Origin of the sequence: Clostridium aquiflavi (assembly GCF_031344075.1) — a bacterium.
GTDB lineage: Bacteria > Bacillota > Clostridia > Clostridiales > Clostridiaceae > Clostridium > Clostridium aquiflavi.
The window spans coordinates 1-22,563 of record NZ_JAVJAN010000034.1 but is presented as its reverse complement, the minus strand read 5'-3'; the positions used below and the strand labels follow the sequence as shown (position 1 = coordinate 22,563).

General features: G+C 28.2%; 20 protein-coding genes. 3 read left to right on the top strand and 17 right to left on the bottom strand.

Features of this window, described 5'->3' with window-relative positions; genetic code table 11:
* Positions 1 to 16: 16 nt before the first annotated feature.
* A complete protein-coding gene (locus tag RGC78_RS12480) occupies positions 17 to 859 on the bottom strand; it encodes a hypothetical protein (RefSeq protein WP_309556749.1) in 843 nt (280 codons plus the stop codon).
* Positions 860 to 1,422: 563 nt separating this feature from the next.
* Between RGC78_RS12480 and RGC78_RS12475 the strand changes: the two genes are divergently transcribed.
* Positions 1,423 to 2,715, top strand: a complete 1,293-nt coding sequence (locus RGC78_RS12475) for an NCS2 family permease (RefSeq protein ID WP_252213059.1) — start codon at positions 1,423 to 1,425, stop codon at positions 2,713 to 2,715.
* Between the two features lie 244 nt (positions 2,716 to 2,959).
* Here RGC78_RS12475 and RGC78_RS12470 read toward each other — a convergent pair whose 3' ends face one another.
* From RGC78_RS12470 to RGC78_RS12445, 6 genes are all read right to left on the bottom strand, one after another.
* Entirely contained in the window at positions 2,960 to 3,574 is a 615-nt protein-coding gene (locus tag RGC78_RS12470) for an NUDIX hydrolase (protein ID WP_252230273.1), read from the bottom strand.
* Positions 3,575 to 3,660: 86 nt separating this feature from the next.
* Complete coding sequence (locus tag RGC78_RS12465) at positions 3,661 to 3,897, bottom strand: hypothetical protein (RefSeq protein ID WP_252212817.1); 237 nt, start codon at positions 3,895 to 3,897, stop codon at positions 3,661 to 3,663.
* A gap of 161 nt (positions 3,898 to 4,058) precedes the next feature.
* Complete coding sequence (gene gnd / locus RGC78_RS12460; protein ID WP_252212818.1) at positions 4,059 to 4,958, bottom strand: phosphogluconate dehydrogenase (NAD(+)-dependent, decarboxylating); 900 nt, start codon at positions 4,956 to 4,958, stop codon at positions 4,059 to 4,061.
* A gap of 51 nt (positions 4,959 to 5,009) precedes the next feature.
* A complete protein-coding gene (gene gntT, locus RGC78_RS12455) occupies positions 5,010 to 6,326 on the bottom strand; it encodes a gluconate transporter (protein WP_252212819.1) in 1,317 nt (438 codons plus the stop codon).
* A 24-nt stretch (positions 6,327 to 6,350) separates the two neighbouring features.
* Entirely contained in the window at positions 6,351 to 7,874 is a 1,524-nt protein-coding gene (gene gntK / locus RGC78_RS12450) for a gluconokinase (RefSeq protein ID WP_252212820.1), read from the bottom strand.
* A 369-nt stretch (positions 7,875 to 8,243) separates the two neighbouring features.
* Complete coding sequence (locus RGC78_RS12445) at positions 8,244 to 9,101, bottom strand: MurR/RpiR family transcriptional regulator (RefSeq protein ID WP_252212821.1); 858 nt, start codon at positions 9,099 to 9,101, stop codon at positions 8,244 to 8,246.
* Positions 9,102 to 9,423: 322 nt separating this feature from the next.
* Between RGC78_RS12445 and RGC78_RS12440 the strand changes: the two genes are divergently transcribed.
* A complete protein-coding gene (locus RGC78_RS12440; RefSeq protein WP_252212822.1) occupies positions 9,424 to 9,603 on the top strand; it encodes a hypothetical protein in 180 nt (59 codons plus the stop codon).
* Between the two features lie 301 nt (positions 9,604 to 9,904).
* Here RGC78_RS12440 and RGC78_RS12435 read toward each other — a convergent pair whose 3' ends face one another.
* From RGC78_RS12435 to RGC78_RS12400, 8 genes are all read right to left on the bottom strand, one after another.
* Entirely contained in the window at positions 9,905 to 11,497 is a 1,593-nt protein-coding gene (locus RGC78_RS12435; protein ID WP_252212823.1) for a solute:sodium symporter family transporter, read from the bottom strand.
* A gap of 117 nt (positions 11,498 to 11,614) precedes the next feature.
* Complete coding sequence (gene iolE / locus RGC78_RS12430; RefSeq protein WP_309556748.1) at positions 11,615 to 12,511, bottom strand: myo-inosose-2 dehydratase; 897 nt, start codon at positions 12,509 to 12,511, stop codon at positions 11,615 to 11,617.
* A 95-nt stretch (positions 12,512 to 12,606) separates the two neighbouring features.
* A complete protein-coding gene (iolG, locus tag RGC78_RS12425) occupies positions 12,607 to 13,620 on the bottom strand; it encodes an inositol 2-dehydrogenase (RefSeq protein ID WP_252226322.1) in 1,014 nt (337 codons plus the stop codon).
* Positions 13,621 to 13,636: 16 nt separating this feature from the next.
* Complete coding sequence (iolD, locus tag RGC78_RS12420) at positions 13,637 to 15,568, bottom strand: 3D-(3,5/4)-trihydroxycyclohexane-1,2-dione acylhydrolase (decyclizing) (RefSeq protein WP_309556747.1); 1,932 nt, start codon at positions 15,566 to 15,568, stop codon at positions 13,637 to 13,639.
* An 18-nt stretch (positions 15,569 to 15,586) separates the two neighbouring features.
* Positions 15,587 to 16,375, bottom strand: a complete 789-nt coding sequence (locus RGC78_RS12415) for a 5-deoxy-glucuronate isomerase (RefSeq protein ID WP_309556746.1) — start codon at positions 16,373 to 16,375, stop codon at positions 15,587 to 15,589.
* A 13-nt stretch (positions 16,376 to 16,388) separates the two neighbouring features.
* On the bottom strand, positions 16,389 to 17,408 hold the full coding sequence (iolC, locus tag RGC78_RS12410; protein ID WP_309556745.1) for a 5-dehydro-2-deoxygluconokinase: 1,020 nt from the start codon (positions 17,406 to 17,408) through the stop codon (positions 16,389 to 16,391).
* Positions 17,409 to 17,485: 77 nt separating this feature from the next.
* Complete coding sequence (locus tag RGC78_RS12405) at positions 17,486 to 18,331, bottom strand: class II fructose-bisphosphate aldolase (protein ID WP_252226315.1); 846 nt, start codon at positions 18,329 to 18,331, stop codon at positions 17,486 to 17,488.
* A gap of 5 nt (positions 18,332 to 18,336) precedes the next feature.
* Positions 18,337 to 19,491: an iron-containing alcohol dehydrogenase gene (locus tag RGC78_RS12400; RefSeq protein ID WP_309556744.1), complete on the bottom strand. Its 1,155-nt coding sequence runs from the start codon at positions 19,489 to 19,491 to the stop codon at positions 18,337 to 18,339.
* Positions 19,492 to 19,722: 231 nt separating this feature from the next.
* Here RGC78_RS12400 and RGC78_RS12395 point away from each other — a divergent pair, with 231 nt between their 5' ends.
* Positions 19,723 to 20,484, top strand: a complete 762-nt coding sequence (locus RGC78_RS12395) for a DeoR/GlpR family DNA-binding transcription regulator (protein ID WP_309556743.1) — start codon at positions 19,723 to 19,725, stop codon at positions 20,482 to 20,484.
* A gap of 141 nt (positions 20,485 to 20,625) precedes the next feature.
* On the opposite strand, the gene ribH is transcribed toward RGC78_RS12395, so the two are convergent.
* Positions 20,626 to 21,087, bottom strand: a complete 462-nt coding sequence (gene ribH, locus RGC78_RS12390) for a 6,7-dimethyl-8-ribityllumazine synthase (protein ID WP_252212831.1) — start codon at positions 21,085 to 21,087, stop codon at positions 20,626 to 20,628.
* 91 nt (positions 21,088 to 21,178) lie between these two features.
* Complete coding sequence (locus tag RGC78_RS12385) at positions 21,179 to 22,372, bottom strand: bifunctional 3,4-dihydroxy-2-butanone-4-phosphate synthase/GTP cyclohydrolase II (protein ID WP_252212832.1); 1,194 nt, start codon at positions 22,370 to 22,372, stop codon at positions 21,179 to 21,181.
* Between the last annotated feature and the right edge of the window lie 191 nt (positions 22,373 to 22,563).

The following is a 22,563-nucleotide window of genomic DNA, read 5'->3' as shown; positions in this document are numbered from 1 at the left end:
TCTTATTAAGTATCATTTATATCATTGAAATTATAAGTATTAATAAAGTTAAAATTCCTAGAACTATAGATGTATATTTATATACTCTATTTTCAAATTCTTTATTTCTTTTTGTAATTATTTTTCCGCTTGTTTTTATATCTTTAGAAAGTTTGAATCCTAAAATTATTTCACTAAATATAAATGCAAAAAAAGGATATAATGTAATTAATAATTGGAAAATTATTTGTGTTGCATAAAGATTAATAAATCCTAAGTATAATATTGAAATTAATATACCTATAAAATATGTAACTGATAAACTTTTTATTTTTTCATATACTCTTTCCCAACTTTGATCACTATATGTAGCTGTTTTCCTAAAGTTATATAATTTTTTATCATTATACACATGACTTAAATTTTTTTCATCTAATATACATTTTAAATCTTGCATAAAATGCTCTATATTTTCTAATACAACAGTTAATCTAATATTTTTTTCTTTACTTTTAATTTTTGTCCATCCTCCAAAATACCTTATAGATGGAAATTGTATAGCTTGTATTTCTTCATATCTAATAAAAGTTGTTCCTTTAATATTTTTATATATTATTCCTGAATCAGTAAGTTCTACACTAACCTTTTTAAATTTCCTAAACATTACAAAATAAAGTAATAAATATTCTAATCCTATTATAGTCAATATAGCTAATGCTATAATTGCAAAAATTCCAGCAAAAATTAACATATCTTCATTTATTGATTTAAGACATGATATTATGCCAGTTTCTATTAATATTGATAAAACAAACCCCATCATTAATAATAAATATTTACCTGGATTTCTTAAATGTTTTCTGTAGATATATTCATTCATATCATCATCCCCTATTTAATTAATTTTTCTTTTTTGTATATTTATTATAAAAAAACTATTTTACCCCATTTATTATCGAATAGTAAATCTATATCTTTACTTTTTAAATTTGCTAAAATATAACTATCTTGAATACCTTAAGTAATTTTTATATTAAATGCACATAATAGTTATAAAATATTATTTTAGATAAACAAATTTATAACCTCTTAATATCTTCAACATATATATTATATAATATTTAATAATTTAATTTATTAAAAACGTTTATTATCATTAATTTAATATAATATAAATTAAAATATTAAAAGTTTTATGTTTTTCCGAAAATTATACATTTTTCTAAAAATTTCACTATTATTTTCATAATTTCTTATTTTATGCAACACAGAAATAATAAATTATGAAATTATATGAAAATTTATATATTAAAATAACTTTTTAGTTTGCCAAAAAAATATTTTCAATATACATTTATATTGAATTTTTTATTATGGATGATATAATAGACTTGCACTTTTTGTGCGGGTGGGCGAGGGAGATTTTGAAAGTTGGTCGAAAGGATGAATAAATTTTTTAAATTAACTGAACACAATTCTACAATAAGGAGGGAAACTATAGCCGCACTTACATCATTTTTTGCTGCTGTATACATTATTATAGTAAACGCTAGCATACTAAGTGATTCGGGCATACCTATTGAACCATTAATTATCGCAACGGTTCTATCTTCGTTACTAGGTTGTCTTATAGTGGGGTTTGTTAGTAATGCTCCTCTAATCATTATGCCCGGTATGGGAATCAATGCACTATTTACTTACACTGTTGTAAAAACTTTAGGGCTTACGTTTTATCAAGCACTAGCATCAGTAATAGTATCAGGAATTTTATTAACAATAGTTGCACTTACTCCACTTGCTAAAAATATAACTGAAGCTATTCCAAATAATTTAAAAGAAGCCATTACAGTTGGTATTGGACTTTTTATTACACTTATTGGATTATCAAAATCAGGTCTTATAGTATCTGATCCTTCTAATTTATTAAAGCTTGGAGATATAACTAGTCCTGAAGTTATAGCATTCATAATAATTATGATTATTACATTAATATTGTTTATTAGAAATGTACCTGGTGCATTCTTGATTTCAATTATCGTAGGTACAATTATTTCTATATTTATGGGAATTGTAGATATAAGTAATCTTACGTTTTCACTTCCTAATTTCGGAGCTTATAAAGATATATTCTTTAATCCTGACTTTAGTGCTATACTAACTCCAAACTTTTGGATTTCTACATTTTCATTAACATTAGTTTTAATATTTGAAAATATAGGATTATTGCATGGTCAATTAAATGGAATGTTAAAGACTCCAGAAAAATCTGAAAAAGCTTTAACATCAATAGGATTTTCTGTTATTGCATATGGCTTTTTAGGAACTTGTCCTCCTGTTTCTACTGTTGAAGGAGCAGCGGGCATTGCAGCGGGTGGAAGAACTGGATTAACATCAATAATAACTGGATTATTATTTTTACTTTCATTGTTCTTTATACCATTTATATCAATAATTCCAAATGCAGCATTAGCTCCAATTCTTATTATCATAGGAAGTTTAATGTTCCAAAATCTAAAACAATTAAATTTTGATGATTTAACAGAGTTAATACCAGCATTTATAGTGGTAATTTTAATTCCATTAACTTATAGTATTGTAGATGGCATAGCCTTTGGATTTATTTTATATCCTATATGTAAATTATTTAGTAATAAGAAGAAAGATTTATCAGTAACTATGTGTATCACATCTGCTATCTTCCTTATTTACTTCTTAATCCAAGGTTTTATTCATTAATATATAAAACAAAAATGCAGAAGTTTTTTCACTTCTGCATTTTTTTATGGTTATTTTTTAGTATAAATATTAATATACGCATAAAAAAATTGGACTAAATAATTTAACTTAGGAATACTCATTAACTATTCTCAAAATCCAATTAAAATGCCATTTTGCCTATTGCATATATCAACACTCTACTAAAATAAAACATTCTTAAAATTTTCATCCTATAATAAATACTATGTAACCTTACATTACTTTAATGTCCTTCTATAAACATTTTTTCTCCTAATTCTGCAAAACTTTGTAGAATTAAAAAACACTTCACATCTATATTATTTTTACTTTTTATAATCTCTTTTGCCTCTTCTTGAGATACAAGCATTGTTTCTATATCTTCATCTTCTTCTAGATACTCTTTTGAAAAGTCACCATCACATGTACAATAAACAAATGCTAATGCTTCATCAGTCATTCCTGGTGATATATATAGCTTATTATTTCCTTTTTCAGTTATATTTAAAAGTCTTAATCCTGTTTCTTCTTTTAATTCTCTTTTAACAGTACTTTTTATATCTTCATTGTTATCTACAAGACCTGCTACAAGTTCATAAACATAATCATTTATTGGCACTCTATATTGCTTTATTATAACTAACTTTTTTTCTTCTCTATGAAAAGCTGCTATAACTACCCCATCTATCTTGTCTTCTGTGCCATTAAAATAACGATTTTTTAATGTTTCTTCGCTTTTTCTAGATGCAACAATCCAGTCCTTTATATTTCCTAATTTATTTTGATACTGAATTTTATACATATTTAAAAATTTTGATGATGACATCTTCTCTAAATCTACTACTTTATTTTTTTTCATTTTATCTACCTCATATAATTCTTTTTTCATAAAAGTTTAAACTTTTAATAATATAATTATACTACTATATTTATATAAATATAATACTAGTCCCATTCTATTACTAATATCTTTAATTCATCTTCTTTAAGAGATATTTTATATCCATCTTCCATTAGCCATGTAGCTATTTCTTTTACCATCTTATTTTTCATTTCATCATTTTCATTTATAGCAAATACTGCTGACACCTTGTTTATTCCTGCTTGCTTTCCTTGATCTATTTTCTCTAATATTATTTTTTTATTTTCTAAAAACTTTTTATCATAATATTCTAAATCCATATCATTCTCTCCTAATTAAATTTATACCTATATAATTTTATGATGATATTTTGTAAATATTACTAATCTAAAAAATATAACAGTAATAATTTTTCTTAATTAAAAAAGAGATTCCACATAATTATTAAAAAAATCATTATGTGAAATCTCTTAATATATTTTTATTTATTCTTTTTTACTTCATGTCCACCAAATTCATTTCTTAAGGCTGCAACAACCTTACCTGTAAATGTATCTTCTTCAAGTGAACGATATCTCATCATTAATGATAATGCAATCACAGGTGCAGGTACTTGTAAATCTAATGCAGTTTCTACTGTCCACTTTCCCTCTCCTGAAGAATTCATTATTCCCTTTATACTACTTAGGTCTTTATCTTTACTAAAAGCTGATTGTGCTAATTCCATAAGCCATCCTCTTATTACTGAACCATTATTCCATAATTTAGCTACCTTTTCATAATCTACATCAAATTCACTTTTAGAAAGAATTTCAAATCCTTCTGCTATTGATTGCATCATTCCATATTCTATTCCATTGTGAACCATTTTAGTAAAATGTCCACTTCCAGGTTTTCCAACATGTAAATATCCATCTTGAATAGATAAGTCTTTAAATAACTCTTCGCAATATTTAAACACATCTTCTTCTGCTCCAATCATTGTACATGCACCATTAAGAGCACCACTAGTTCCTCCACTAGTTCCACAATCAATAAAGTCAATTCCCTTTTCTTTTAAAAACTTATATCTTCTTAGGGTATCTTTATAGTTTGAATTACCTCCATCAATTATTATATCATTAGGATTTATATATTTTATTATTTCTTCTATTGTACTATCAACTGCTTTTCCTGATGGAATCATTAACCATATGATTTTTCTTTCTGGAAGCTGTTTAACTAAATCTTCAATACTATTAACACCTTTTGCTCCCTCTTTTGAAATATTATTAACACTTTCATCACTTAAGTCATATGCCACTACTGAATGATTATGGTTTAGCAAATTTAATGCTATATTAAATCCCATCTTTCCAAGTCCAATTATTCCTACGTTCATAACTATCGCTCCTCTTATATTTAATTTACTATATTTTTTAATAATAACATTTTAAATAATAACATTTAAAATTAAAACTCCTACAAGTCCACATACTGAAATTATTGTCTCCATTACAGACCAAGACTTTAATGTTTCAGTAATTGATAAATTGAAATATTCTTTAAATATCCAAAATCCAGGGTCATTAACATGAGAAAATATTAAACTACCTGCTCCTGTTGCAATTACCATTAACTCTGGACTAACTCCAGTTGCACTTATAAGTGGTGCTACTATTCCAGCTGCTGTCATAGCTGCCACTGTAGCTGATCCTAATGCAACTCTTAGTATTGCGGCGATTAACCAAGCTAGTAAAAGTGGTGATATACTACTACCTTGCATTATACTTGCAATATATTTATCCACTCCACTATCAACAAGAACTTGCTTTAAAGCACCACCACCGCCAATGATTAATATTATCATTGCTACTGTATTAATTGATTCACTTACGGTTTGCATAACCTCTGGCATTTTTTTGCCTCTGTTTAATCCAAAAGTGAATATAGCTACAATAACTGAAATTAATAATGCAATTACTGGATCTCCAAAAAATCCTGTTATTTTAACTATTTGTGAATCACCAGAAAGAGTCATTTTACTTATAGCTTGTACTGCCATTAAAATAACTGGAATTAATGCTGTAAATACACTTATTCCAAAACTTGGCATTTCCTTTTCTGTAAATATCTTTGGATTATATAATCCTTTAGGGATAGGATGCTCCATTCCTTTTAAAAACTTTGTAAATACTGGTCCAGAAAGTATTACTGTTGGAATTCCAAGTATTGCACCATACAATAAAGTTTTACCTATATCAGCATTATAAACTCCTGCTATAGCTGTTGGTCCTGGATGCGGTGGTAAAAATCCATGAGTTACTGATAGTGCTGCAGCCATAGGTACACCTATATATAAAAGTGGTATTTCAGCTTCAGCTGCTATTGTAAATACAAGTGGTATAAGTAAAACAAAACCTATCTCATAAAATAATGCAAATCCTACAACAAACCCTGTAATAACTACTGCCCATTGTATTTTTTCTTTACCAAATTTCTTTATTAATGTTATAGCTATTCTTTGTGCTCCTCCACTATCAGCCATAAGTTTACCTAGCATAGCTCCAAATCCAATTATAAGAGCTAAACTTCCTAAAGTTCCTCCAACACCTGATTTTATAGAGCTTACTACATTAACTATTGGCATTCCTTCCATTATACCAACTGTAAGTGAAACTAAAATTAGTGATATAAAACCATTTAATTTAAATCCAATCATCAATAATAGTAATAATGCAACTCCTATAGCAACTATTAATAATGGCATATAAATCCCTCCATTTCAAAACTTTTAATCTTGTAAATTATTTATTTCTAGAAATTCATCTTTTAACTTCTCATATAATTTTCTGTAAATTTTGAAATTTTCTATGTAAACTTTATGATTTTCTATATTAGGTTCAAATACTTTTGATGTCGGAATCAAACTTTCGATTTGCTCAATATTCTTAATCATATTTAAAGCTTTCATAGCAATTATAGCTGCACCTAAGCAAGAACTCTCATAACTTTCTGCAATAACAACTTTTTTATTAAATATATCAGCTAATATTTGTACCCATAACTCTGATCTTACAAATCCACCAGTTGCATATATTGTATTTATCGGTCCAGTTGTTTCTTCTAGAGCTTTTCCAACATCATATATTCCATACATTACTCCTTCAAGCACTGCTCTTAAAAAATGTTCTCTTTTGTGCTTAATATTAACACCAAAAAATACTCCCTTGGAATTTGCATCCCAATGTGGTGCTCTTTCTCCTAGCAAATATGGTAAAAATATAAGTCCTTCTGCTCCTGCTTTAACTTTTGAAGCTTCTAAATTTAAAATATCATATGGATCTATATTTAATGATTTTGCAGCCTCAGTTTCTACTGATGAAAAATTATCCCTAAACCATCTATAAATTATTCCTCCATTATTCACTGCACCACCTAAAACATAATGTTCCTCTGTTAAAATATAACTAAATATTCTTCTAGATATATCATTTTTAGGCTTCTTAGATATTACTCTTATCGCTCCACTGGTACCTATAGTTACAGCAGCATCTCCATTCTTTATTGCATTAGCACCTAGATTGGCAAGGCATCCATCACTTCCTCCAACTATAAAATTAGTTTCTGTTGGTATTTTCATATAGTCTGCATAAATATCACTTAATCCATTAACTACATGAGTTGTTTGTACAGGTTTTGAAAATTTTTCTTCTGAAACTCCTATATATTCTAATGCTTTTTTATTCCACTTAAGATCATAAATATCAAATATACCTGTTGCTGAAGCTATAGAATAATCCACTATATATTGGTTGAATAATTTATAGAATATATATTCTTTAATTGATATAAATTTTTCTGCATTATTGAATACATCTTTAGCATTATCTCTTAACCAACATAATTTACATAGTGGTGACATTGGATGTATTGGTGTACCTGTTCTCATGTAAATTTCTTGTCCTATGTCACTATTTTTTAATTCGTCAGAATACTTATTACTTCTTGTATCAGCCCATATTATGCAGTTAGTTAAAGCATTTCCTGCCTTATCTATTGCTATTACGCTATGCATAGCACTACTAAATGATATTCCTAACAATTTATTATTTTTGATATCGTTTTCTTGAACTACATGCTTAATCCCATTTAACACTGCTCTGAAAATTTCTTCCGGATTTTGCTCACTCCAAGATGGATATGGATTATATAAAGGATATTCTATATTACATTTTGTTAAAACATTCCCCTCCATATCAAATGCTATTGATTTAGTACTAGTTGTGCCAATATCAACTCCTATTAAGTACTTCATACCTCTTCCCCTCTTCTCAAATTATAATACATTTTAAGAAATTTTTTTTCGTATATTTGTTTTTTTCTTATTTTTTCGTTATTTATAAAGAAAATTTTCTTTAATGAAATTATAGCACCTATTATCTAGTAATACAATAAAAAATATAGATTTTTTGAAATTTTTTTTTATTTTGACATATTCGTATCTAAAAATTTATTTTTGCGAAACTTTTTTTCATTAATATATTAAAATTAAAGCTATCTCAAAAGATATCTTTATTAATTTGAGATAGCCATTTATTTATTATTTATTATTTGTTATTTATTATTTATTATTTATTATTTATTTAAAATAGCCTTTTGCTTTGTAATATAGTAATAAAGTTAACTAAAATCTTTTACTAGCTATACCATTTCTTATGCGTTCTAAATTGTCTAATGTCTTATCCTTTCTTTTAATTGCTACTCCTACATAAAGCCAGTCAACTATCATTAATGAAGTAAGTCTAGATTCCATGGCTTCACTTCTAAACATAGATTCATTTCCATATGCTATTAAGTGTAAATCTGCAACTTTAGCAAGAGGTGACTTTTCATTTCCAGTAATGGCTATAATTTTAATACCTCTTTTTTTCGCTAAATTAATATTTTCAACTAGTTCTTTATTACTTCCTGAGTTTGAAAAAGCTATAATAGCATCACCACTATTTGCTATAGAAGAAAACATAACTTGCCAATGTGAATCACTTGAAGTAGCACAATCTATTCCTGTTCTAATAAATTTATGATAAGCATCATTTGCAATAGTCCAAGATCCTCCCATTCCAAAAAACATTATCTTTTTAGCATTCAATATTATATCAATTGCTTTATCTAAATCTTCAGTTTTGTTTATTTTTAACGTACTTTCAATACTATTTATATTAGAACTCATTATTTTTCTCATAATGATATATGTATCATCATTTTCTTTTATTTCTTCATAAATATTGTCTATTGGTTCTATTACAGAGCCAGCTAGATTAATTTTTAAATCTTGATATCCCTTATAACCAAGCTTACTACATAATCTAAATACAGTTGCTTCACTAGCTTTGCTTACTTCCGCTAATTCTGTTATTGAAAAATGAATTATATTTTTAGGATTTTCTAATACATACTGTGCAACTTTTTTTTCTGCGCCTTTTAATTCACTATAAATATTAGTTATTCTTTCTAAGCATCCCCTGTTTTTCTCATAAGACATAATATCTCTCCAATCAAATGTATATGGTCAAATTATATGATAATTTTTATCCAGAAAATAGACTCTGTTAATACTCCTACTTCTACAAGTAGGAGTATTAACTATATATCTTTACATAACGATTTTTTAATTTAAGATTAACCACAACCTAATCTAAGGCTGAGAACTCTGTTTATATATTTCAATTATAGCATATGAAATTTACTAATGGCAAAATTTATTATTTACATATTTTTATATGTTTAAATTATATATCTTATAATACTATAATTTAAATACTTGGTAATACTAAAACTATTATAGGAAAGGAGTAATTTTTAATATGGATAATATAAAAAAACTTGTTGATTTATTACATACGCAAGCACAATCTTGTAGTAAATGTGCTCAAAAGTCTAAAGAACCAAATGATGGCTCATTTATTCAATATGATAAAAAAGATAGTTTTAGTTCTGATGGAACTGTTAGATATGGTGAAGAGCAAGATGTTGATGATTTATAGCGCACATTTAATTTAAAGTGTAGATATGACTTTCTACTTTATTATTTACTTATTTATTCTTACCCAAATATATTTTTTAGTTTTAAGTTTTATTTAATGTTTTTAAATTTTATATTTCTTAATTTCAAATAAAGAAGCATGAAAATAAATAACAAGTCTAAAGTTGCAATGGATATTTTTCATCAGTCAAGAAGATTAATTGTCCTCATAGCGTGTCTATTAGGTCAATTTAACGACGCAGCATGATGGAAAATAACTAGCAAATGGACTTGTTATTTTTTGATTGTGCCTAATTAATATTTTACCACTGACCTATTCCTAGTGGTGAGAAAATTAAGTATATTAAACACATTGTTCCTACCATAATTCCAGTAGCTAATTTAGCATGTTTCCACGGTGTTAAACTAACTACTGCTTTATTTTCTTGTACAAAATCGGTTTCTCTAGGATTTAATTTTCCTATTATAAGCATAACGATTACACATGTTGGGAATAAAACTCCCAATACGTAAAGAAAATGAACATCTTTTATTAAAAATTTTGATAATGTATATAAAGCTATATGAACAAAAAATGCAATTTTAGGTGCAATCTTAGGAACTCTTTTAGAATAAAATCCTACAACTACAGCTGCTAAAATCGGTACATTATAAAAACCAAAACATTCTTGTAAAAATCCATATAATCCCGTAGGTGCATATAATATAAATGGTGCAACACATGTAGCTATTATTGCAATTATTATATTAAATTTTCTACCAATATGAACTAATTCTTTATCACTAGCTTTTGGTTTCATAAGTGGTTTATAAAGATCTAATGTAAATAAAGTAGCCGAACTATTTAACGCTCCATTAAATGAACTCATAATAGCTCCAAATAAAACTGCAGCGAAAAATCCTAATAATGGTTTTGGTAATACATCTATTAATAATGTAGGATATGCCATATCTGCATTTTCTAATCTTGTTCCATACTTAGCAAATGCAATTACACCTGGTAATACTAAAAAGAAAGGTCCTATTAATTTTAAAAACCCTGCATATATAGCGCCTTTTTGTGCTTCTTCTAAATTTTTAGCACCTAAAGCTCTTTGAACAATTGATTGGTTTGTACAGAAATAGAATAAATTGTTAAATAATAATCCAGTCATTAAAACTGGCCATGGAACTAGTGGAGATAGGGAATTTGCTGGATTTATTGCATTTAATTTTTGAGGATTGGCTAATAAAACATTAAATCCATCTACAAAATTCCCATGTCCAACTGATATTATTCCAAGTACAGGTACCATTAATCCACCCACAAGCAGACCTATTCCATTAATGGTATCTGATACAGCACATAGTTTTAATCCACCATATACTGCATATATACAACCTATTACTGATATCATAAATCCAGTTATTGCTATTGCTTGAAAAGTTGTTATTCCTAAAATATCTGATATTCCAAATATTTTATTTATAACTATAGCACCTGAATACAATACTGTAGGAATGTATGTTACTATATATCCTAAAAGAAGCAACAACGATACTATTCTTTTTGTTGTTGAATCATATCTTTCCTCTAAAAAATCTGGTATTGTTGTAATTCCGCTTTTAAAGTACTTAGGTAAAAATATTAAAGCTAAAATTCCTAATGATACACAAGCCGTAGCTTCCCATGCCATTGGTCCCATATTAGTCATATAACTTTGTCCATTTAACCCTATTATTTGTTCTGTTGATAAATTTGTAAGCATTATTGAACTGGCTATTACAACACCTGATAATCCTCTGCCAGCTAAAAAGTATCCATCTGCTGATTCAGTGTTAGAACCTCTAGTCTTATAAAATGATATTACACCTACTAAAACTACAAAAAATATAAAGGTAATTAACGTAAACATATTCAATCCTCCTTCTATTTTAAGATAAAAGGATTCCATATTATATATATTTATAAAATACTAATTATTATAAAATATAACATGGAATCCTAAAGATAAAATGATAAATTAAATGCTTTAAATACTAGCTTTTTCTTTTATATACTGTCTTCCTTTAATTGCGTATTCAAGAGGATTTGCAATAGATGGATCTTGTTCTGCTTCTATCATTAACCATCCTTCATAATTATTTTCTGCTAATATCTTAAATATTGGTTCAAAATCTATTGAGCCATCTCCAGGAACTGTAAATGCTCCAGCTCTTACACCTTTTAAGAAACTTAATTTTTCATTTTTAACCTTACTCACAATTTCAGGTCTTATATCTTTTAAATGAACATGTTTTATTCTGTGAACATACTTTTTTAGTATTTCAACTGGATTTTCACCTGAGTACACTAAATGACCTGTATCAAATAATAAATATACTAAATTTTCATCAGTAACACTCATTAACTTATCAATTTCTTCTGTTGTTTGCACTCCAGTTCCCATATGATGATGATAAACAATCTTCATTCCTTTATCAGCTGCTAATTGTCCCAATTTATTAAGTCCATGGGCTAATAGCTTCCATTCTTCTTCATTAAAATGATGCTTTCCATCAAATATAGGAGTTTCCATTTGTCCTTGAATACTATGACCTTGTTCTGAAACTACTATAACTTTAGACCCCATTGCATGTAAAAAATCTCTATGATCTATAAATTCTTTTTCAGTTTCTTCATAAGGTTTAGTAGTTAAAAATGAGCTAAACCAAGCACTTGCAATTTGAAGATTTCTCATTTCTAAAGCCCTCTTTAAAACCTTTACATCTTTAGGATATTTATTTCCGATTTCAGTACCCTTAAATCCTGCAAGAGCCATTTCGCTTACGGCTTGTTCAAATGTATTTTCTTTTCCTAAGTCTGGCATATCATCATTAGTCCAACCAATTGGACATATTCCTATTTTCACTTTATCGTTATTAAACATATTAATTCCCCCTAAAATTTCACGAAATATTAAACTGTTCTTTCATAAATTATATACAGAATTTTTAAGCATTAAATATATATTTTCTTTTAATATTAATATTGAATTTCTGATATCTTAACAGGTCTATTTTCTTTTAAAGATTTTGTTGCTGCCTTACCTATTAGAACAGCTTTTAATCCATCATCAGCATTTACACAAACTTCTTTATCATTTACAATTGCATCAATAAATTCAGTTATTTCTTCTGCATAAGCTTGCATATATCTTTCTAAGAAGAAGAATAGTGGTTTTTCTCCATTTACTCCATCTTTTGTTGATACAACTGCACTTGAAGTACTATCATTAGCTACAGCTACTTGCCCAAGTGATCCAAATACTTCTGCTCTTTGATCATATCCATAAGATGATTGTCTTGAATTATCAATTACAACCATTGCTCCATTTTCCATTTTTAATGTAACTATTGCAGTATCTATATCTCCTGCTTCTCCAATAGCTTTATCTACTAATACATTTCCAGCTGCATAAACTTCTTCAACATCATTTCCTAAAAGATATCTTGCCATATCAAAATCATGAATAGCCATATCAAGGAATAGTCCACCTGAAACTTTAACGTAATCTATTGATGGTGGTTCTGGATCTCTTGAAGTTATTTTAAGAATGTGTGGTTCTCCAATTTTACCTTCTACAACTGCTTTTCTAACTGCTTTAAAGTTATGGTCATATCTTCTATTAAATCCTACTTGATATTTAACATTTGATTTCTTAAGTTCATCTATAACTTCTTTAATTCTACTTAGCTCATGATCAATTGGTTTTTCACAGAATACATGCTTGCCAGCTCTTATAGCTTCTATAGAAATTGGTGAATGAGTATCTGTTGATGAACATATAAGTACCGCATCTATTTCTGGATCTTCAAGAATTTTCTTGTAGTCATTATAAACATTATCTATCCCCATTTCTTTAGCCCATTTTTTAGTATCATCATTTAAAAATACATCTGCTATTGCCTTTACTTCTGCATTTTTAACGTACTTAGAAATACTTTCTCCATGAACTTTACCTATTCTTCCTGCTCCAATGATTCCAACTTTTAACATAAAAAACATCTCCCTTTTAATATTTTCTTGCACTTTTTAATACTTTTTTATTATTTTCAAAAGCTTTATTAACAGATTCTTTTTCTGATACTTCAGCTAATCCTACATGCCACCATGATTCATATCCATCAGTCATAGTTTTAGGTAATACTTTAATATCAATTAAAGTAGAAACCTTTTGTTTTTTTGCATCTATTAATGCATTCTTTAATTCTTCTAAGTTTTTAGCTGTGTATGTTTTTAAACCATATCCTTCAGCTGCTTTTGCAAAATCTATTGGTATTAATTTACCATTAAGTTTATTTGTTTCATCATTTCTATATCTAAATTCAGTTGCTAAATTTCCTATTCCATTAGACATTTGTAGATTATTTATACAACCAAATCCACAGTTATCAAATAATAATACATTTACTTTTTTATTCTCTTGAATTGAAGTTATAAGTTCTGAATGTAACATTAAATAACTTCCATCACCTAAAATTGAATAAACTTCTTTTTCTGGATCTGCTAACTTTGCACCAAATCCTGCCGCTATTTCATATCCCATGCATGAATATCCGTATTCCATATGATAAGAATTTAAAGATTCTGTTTCCCACATTCTTTGAAGATCTCCTGGTAAACTTCCTGATGCTCCAACAATAATTGCATCATCATCAATACATTCTCTAATTAACCCTAATGCAGATGTTTGAGTTATTGTTGTATCAGTTAATTTTTTAAATTCTTCTAAGCTTTCTTTATTTCTAAATTTTATAATTGGCTCAAAATTCTCTTCATATTTTATATTAGTTAGTCTTTTCATTTCTTCTTTCCATACCATTTTTGCATTTTTTATCTCGTATTTATATGAAGAAATATAATTTTCTTTTTCAAGTAATTTATGAAGATATTCTAAACATTCTTTAGCATCTCCAACCATCTTACATGAGTCCAATTTACTAGCATGAAATTTTGATAAGTTAATTGTTACAAATTCTACATCTGGATTTTTAAACAATGATTTTGATGCAGTTGTAAAATCTGAAAATCTTGTACCAACTCCAATTACTAAATCAGCATCTTTAGCTATGATATTTGCAGCTAAATTTCCTGTAACTCCAATACCACCTAAATTCATAGGATCGCTTGATTTTATTGAGCTTTTTCCAGCTTGTGTTTCACCTATAGGTATATTAAATCTATTAGCAAATTTAGATAAGGCATCTCCAGCTTCTGAATACCTTACTCCTCCGCCACAAATTATTATAGGTTTCTTTTTATTTTTCATTATATTTAAACATTCATAAAATTCCTCTTCTACAGCTAAAGGTCTAGTAATTTTGTGAACACGTTTTTTAAAGAAGTATTCTGGAAACTCAAAACTTTCTCCTTGAACATCCTGTGGAAGTGCTATACATACTGCGCCTGTTTCAGCTGGATCAGTTAATACCCTCATTGCATTGATCATTGCAGACATTAATTGTTCAGGTCTATTTACTCTATCCCAATACTTGCATACAGGCTTAAATACATCATTTGTAGTGATTCCAAGGTTATAAGACTGCTCAATTTGTTGAAGTACTGGATCTGGTTGTCTAGTTGCAAATGAATCACCTGGAAGTAAAAGTAATGGTATATTATTTACTGTTGCTGTTGCTGCTGCTGTGACCATATTTGCAGCTCCTGGTCCTATTGATGAAGAACAAGCTATGATTTTTCTTCTATTATTTTGCTTAGCAAATGCTGTTGCTGCATGTGCCATGCCTTGCTCATTTCTTCCTTGATAAACTCTTAAACCTCTTGGATTCTCATCAAGTGCTTGTCCTAAGCCAACCACTATTCCATGACCAAATATAGTAAATATTCCATGAACAAACTTTTCTTCTTTTCCATCAAAAGAAACATATTGATTATCTAAAAATTTTACTAATGCTTGTGCTGTTGTCATTTTTGTACTCTTCATAAATTCACCTTCTCTTTGTTATTTATCAGGCCATATTTTAACATCTTTATCCCAAAGCCATTTGTGTTCTTCTACATCTATCCTGTCAGTCCATGGATTATTTTCAAGATGCCTAATCATCCAACAATAATACATTGCATATCCTGGTGCTGATGTTTGTGGATGAACATCTCCACCTGTTATTGTTGAAAAACTATTATTAGAGATCTTATATGCATTATCTCCATTTAAACAAAATCCAAAGCCTTGTTCTTTGTTAAATTTATAAAAATATACTTCTGGTTGTGGATGATAATGTGGTGGATAACTTGACCACTTTCCTGGAAATGTTATAACTTCTCCAATTACCATATTAGAATATGGTGCATTGTTATAATCAAATACGGTTCTTACAATTCTTCTTGCAGTTCCATTCCAAGTTCCTTCACCAAAAATATCACTTCTACACTTATCCGGTGAATATAATTTTGCTTCAAAATCATTTTGATTATCTGTGCTTTGTATTATTAATTCACTTTCTTCTAAACATTCAACTATTACTTTTATATTCTTAGAAACATGTAAACACCATGGATCTTCATCAAAAACAGACTTTCTCTCTATTATTTCAGAATCTTTATTCCAAGCTATTTTAAGCTTTCCTGTTAAAAGAAGTACTGCTATTTCTTTATCATCATTGTGGTACTCTTTTGTTTCACCTTTTCTTAATTTTTCAACTACAATATCCATTAACATTTCTTTGTTTTTACCGCTAATTTCACATAATACGTTTTCACCATATTGTAAATCATGTAATTCATGAATCATCATTAATCCTCCCTTATCCTCTTGCTATCATTTCTCCATATTGTTTTTTCTTCTCTTTTATAAATTCATTTATTTGCTTTACAGTTGGCATATCTTGTGAACAGCTATGACTTGCTACTAACATAGCTGCTGAAGCACTTCCAAATTCTAATGCATCCATAATATCCCATTCTTCTAATATTCCATATATAAATGCTGAAGCGTATGCATCTCCACCGCCAAATGATTTTAAGAGTTTTACTGGAAATGGCTTTATTTTATATGATTTTCCGTCATTAGTATAAGCTGTAGAACCCTCTTTTCCATGTTTAATTACAACTATTTTATTACCAAAATCTAACCATCTTTTAGCACTTTCTTCATCAGTGCTTTTTTCCTTAACAATTAGACTTTCCATCAAATCAAATTCTTCTCTTGATCCCATAACAATGTCACTTTGCTTTCCAACTATTGAATAATAAATAGCTATTTCATCTTTATTTTTCCAATTATATTCTCTATAATCTACATCAAAAATTACAACTGTATTATTCTTTTTGGCAAACTCTAATGCTTTTAATGCAGCTTCTCTAGATGGACTTTTAGCAAGTGCTGTTCCTGATATTACTATTGCCTTTGTATTTTTTATATATTCTTCATCTATCTCATTAACATCTAACTCTAAATCAGCTATTCCATTTCTATACATCAAAATACTGCTTTCTGTTGGACTTGCTATTTCTGTAAATGTAAGTCCCAAAGACTCGCCATTTTCTGCATACTTTATTTGTGAAGTATCTATTCCATCATTATCAAAGTAATCAACTACAAACTTTCCAAATTGATCCTTTGAAACCTTACCTATAAAGCCAACTTTTTTGCCAAGTCTTGAAAGCCCAACTGCTATATTAGCTGGTGATCCCCCTAAATATTTTTTGAAAGTCGTACTTTCTGAAAGTGGTCTATTTATATCTATTGGATTAAAATCAATTGCTACTCTTCCAATAGGAACTATCTCAAAGTTTCTATCTTTTTGGAATTTAATATATCCCATCTTTTAAAACCTCCTTGTTTAATATTTCCGTAATATTTAATGCAAACGTTATCTGATTCTATCTAAAATTACATTTGTTATGCTTTATTCTTACTACCAAAAATTTTTATATGTTTCTTTACATTCTCATATGCCCCTTGTATTTCAGTCTCATGTAAAGTAAAGTAATCATAGTCTTTTGAATTACTATTTAGATTTTTTACAGAATCTCTTACTTTATTAAAAGTAGCAGTTGCTATATTTATTTTTCTTATTCCCATAGTTGCACATTTTTTAAAGTCATCTTCTGATATTCCTGATCCACCATGTAATACTAATGGTATTTTTAAGTTATCATGTAGTTTTGTTAAAATATCAAATCTTAATTTAGGTTCACCTTTATAAACTCCATGAGAATTTCCTATTGCTACTGCAAGAGCATCTATTTCAGTCTCATTTATAAATTGCCTAGCCTCGTCTAAATCAGTAACTTTTATATTTATATCTTCACTACCGTCTTCACTACCGCCAACATGGCCAATTTCACCTTCAACAGCAGCTCCATAATCTCTAGCCAATTTTTCTACTAAGCTCGTTATCTTTATATTTTCTAAAAAATCTAGAGATGATCCATCTATCATTACTGAAGTAAACCCTAAGCTTAATGCTTTTTTTATATTATCTATTGTTAAGCCATGGTCAAAGTGAATAGCTACAGGTACTTTAGCTTTTTCTGCTGCTTTTATCATTGATGGCCCTATTATATCTAATGGTGAATGTTTTAATCTCACTTCTGCTATTTGTAATATAATTGGAGAATTTAATTCTTCTGCTGCTTTTATAGCACCAATTATCATTTCCATATTAGCTACACTAAAACTTCCAACTGCATAATTTTCATTGTCTGCTTTTAGTAATAGTTCATTCATACTTACTAATGGCATCTTCATCACCTCCAAAGTGATTTATAAACTTTAATAATATCATCATGTTTAACTGTTTTTAAAGTATTTTGAGGACTTCCACTTTCTAGTGCATCCTTAGCCATTTTATCTAAATTATTGAAAAACTTTTCTTTATCTATTCCATACTCTTTTAAAGTAGGTATCAATAATGTGTTACATAAATTATCTACTTCATCAACAAATTTTTTAGCAGCTATTTCATCAGTTTCATTATCATCTACTATATTGAGTACTCTTGCAATATCTGCAAATCTCTTATAAGCACCATCTAATGCAAAGTTAAAACATTCCTTTAATAACATAGCATTTGATATTCCATGAGGTACATGGAATAATGCTCCTATTGGTCTACTCATACCATGTACTATTGTTACTGATGAGTTATTAAAAGCGATTCCTGCTTCTAATGCTGCAATTGCCATTTGAGTTCTAGCTTCTTCATTCTTTCCGTCATTAAATGCTATTGGCAAATATTTAAATATCTTCTTTATTGCTGATAGTGCAAATGTGTCAGAAAGTGGTTGAGACTTTTTAGATGTATAAGCTTCTATAGCATGTGTTAATGCATCTAATCCTGTTGCAGCTGTTATTTTAGGTGGTGCTGTCATAGTAAATCTTGAATCTATAATTGCTAATGTTGGCATTAATGAACTTCCCTTTATTAACATCTTTACATCAGTTTTAGTATCAGAAATTATAGTAAACTTTGTTGCCTCAGATCCTGTTCCAGCAGTTGTTGGTATTGCAACTATTGGTGGTAATTTGTTTTCTATTTGTTTTCCCCTATAATCAGATATTTTGCCTTCATTATTTACCATCATTGCTATTGCTTTAGCTGAATCTATTGAACTTCCCCCTCCAACAGCTACTAAGTAATCACAATTTTCTTTTTTATATAAATCTACACCTCTGTCTATCATCACATCTGTTGGTTCACCATTTATTTCGTCATATATAAAATAATTAATTTTTTCTTTATCTAAAATATCAATTACAGCTTGTACATTACCTAACTTAACCATAATGTTATCTGTAACTATTAAAACTTTTCCACCAAATAATTTTAAATCTTCTACACTATCTTCTAATGAATTTTTCCCTGTTAAAATTTTATTTGGAATTATGAATTCATTTGACATTTTACCGTCTCCTTTCAGGTATCTTATGATTAACTTCTTGTTATCTTATGGTTATATTATAAGTACCTGTTTTCTGATTGTCAATATTTTCCTTGTATATTTTTTACTTTTTTTAAATTTTAAGGATATTTATGGTATAATGATGATAATGTCTTTTACTTTATAATTTCATAGTTTATAATTAATATTAGATTCCATATTTTTGAAATAAAATAAAAAGGGGGTATTTAGATGCGTTTAAAAAGACTTGATTTATTAGAAGAATTTATTTATAAACATAGAACCGTATCAATAGATAAACTTTGCGAAGAATTTAAGATGTCAAAAAATACAATTCGTAGAGATATAGATGCCTTAGTTGATAAAGGCGTAATAAAAAAAGTATATGGGGGCGTTACAGTAAATACTCAAAGTAATGAGCTGCTTCCATTTGAAGAAAGAACAATAAAAAATAACAGTGCTAAAATAGATATTGCTAAAAAAGCTGCTGAATTTATTGAAGATGGGGATTCTATATTCATAGATTCTGGTACTACCACATTAAATATAATTGATTATTTAAATGATAAAGATAATATAACGTTATTTACCAATAGTATTAATGTTATTTTAAAAGCAATTCCTCATGATAATATTGATATAATATGTTTATCTGGTAGGTTTAATAGAACTACTTTTTCTTTTACTGGGCTAACTTCTAGTGATGTCTTATCAACTTATAATATAAATAAATCTTTTATGGCTTGTACTGGAATTTCATTAGAAAATGGCCTTACTCACACCTCACCTAATGAATTTAAAATAAAGAAAGTAGCTGTTTCTAAAAGTCATAAAACATTTTTACTTGCAGATAGTTCAAAATTTAATATAGTCTCTTTAATGACCTTTTGTGATGTAAAAGATCTAGATTATCTAATTACAGATAAGTATCCTTCAGCCAAATATATTGATTATTTTAATAATTATAATGTTGAACTTATAGTTCCTAATTAAATTAAAGAATATTATTAGATATGGTTAATAAAAAATAACAAAAAATCACCTCGTTAAATATATTAAGCTTTTTATTTTTAGCTTGTATATATTTAACGAGGTTGAATTATTCTATTCTGTATATATTAATTTGTCATCTCATTATAGTTCTTTTATTAAATTAGCCATTTCAATTGCACCAACTGCACATTCATAGCCTTTATTTCCTGCTTTAGTTCCGGCTCTTTCTATGGCTTGTTCTATATTATTTGTTGTAAGCACTCCAAACATTACTGGTTTTCCAGTTTCTAATGATACATTTGCAATTCCTTTAGAAACTTCTGAACAAACATAATCGTAATGTGATGTTGATCCTTTTATTACTGCACCTAAACATATAACTGCATCGTATTTAGGACTTTTTGCCATTTTCTTTGCTATTAATGGCATTTCAAATGCTCCTGGTACCCAAGCTACGTCTATATCTTCTACATTTACTCCATGTCTCTTAAGTCCATCTATAGCTCCATCCAAAAGCTTACTACCTATAAATTCATTGAATCTTCCTACTATTATTCCAACTTTTAATCCTTCTGCAACTAATTGTCCTTCAAAAATATTCATTATTAATTCCTCCTAATTTTTTACTTTTTTAATTACTTCGCCCACTTTACTTATGCATATATCAACGCTCTGCTAAAACATAGCCTAATAATTATATATTTAATAAATGATTCATTTTTTCTTTTTTAATCTTTAAATAAAATTCATCATTTTTGTTTAATGGCATTTCTATAGAAATTCTTTTTACTACATCAATATCATTTTCTCTAAGTCCATCTATTTTTTCCGGGTTATTTGTTATTAATTTAATTCTATTTATCCCTAAGTTTTTTAACATATCTGCACTAGATTTATATTCTCTTAAATCTGGTGCAAATCCTAAAGCTAAGTTAGCTTCAACTGTATCTAATCCTTCATCTTGAAGTGAATATGCTTTTAATTTGTTTAAAAGACCAATACCTCTTCCTTCTTGTTTCATATACAGTAAAATACCTCTTCCTTCTTGTGCGATCATTTTCATAGCTGCATCATATTGTTCTCCACAATCACATTTTTTTGATCCTAAACTATCCCCGGTTAAGCATTCTGAATGAACTCTAACAAGTACTGGTTCTTCTCCTGAAATATCTCCCTTTATTAAAGCTAAATGACATTTTTCACTATCATTTTCTTTAAATCCTATAACCTTAAAGTCTCCATATTTTGTTGGAAGTTTTGCTTCCACTTCTTTAGTAACACTTCTTTCATTTCTTAGTCTATATCTTATTAATTCTTCTATAGTTAATATTTTCAAATCATGTTCCTTAGCAAATTTTATTAAATCATCTCTTCTTGCCATACTTCCATCATCTTTTATTATTTCACATATTGCAGCAGCTCCTTTAAAGCCTGCAATTTTCGCTAAATCTACTGAAGCTTCTGTATGTCCTGTTCTTTCTAATACACCTTTTTTCTTTGCTATAAGAGGAAATACATGTCCAGGTCTTCTAAAGTCCTGTGGTCTTTCACTTTGTACTAACATTTTTATAGTGTCAGATCTTTCGAATGCTGAAATTCCAGTAGTTGTATCTATGTAGTCAACAGCTACTGTAAATGCTGTTTCATGATTGTCTGTATTTTTTTCAACCATAGGATTTAATCCTAATTTTAATGCTATTTCTTCTTCTACAGGTGCACACAACAGTCCTCTTGCATATTTAATCATAAAATTCACATTTTCAGGAGTTGCTTTCTCTGCTGGAATAACTAAATCACCTTCATTTTCTCTTCCCTCATCATCAACAATAATAATCATTTTTCCATTTCTTATATCTTTTACACATTCTTCAACAGTACTAAATTTCATCTTCTCTCACCTCATACATAATTTTATTTTAGGATTTGTTTTAAAGTTTTAAATATGTATTGATATCTGCAATAGGCAAAATGGCGTTGTAATTGGACTTTGAGAATTCTTAATGAGTATTGTCACATTTACTGCTTGTCTCAATTTTATATTGGGAGCAAGCTAAAATGGGACTATAGTCATTTTAGTAT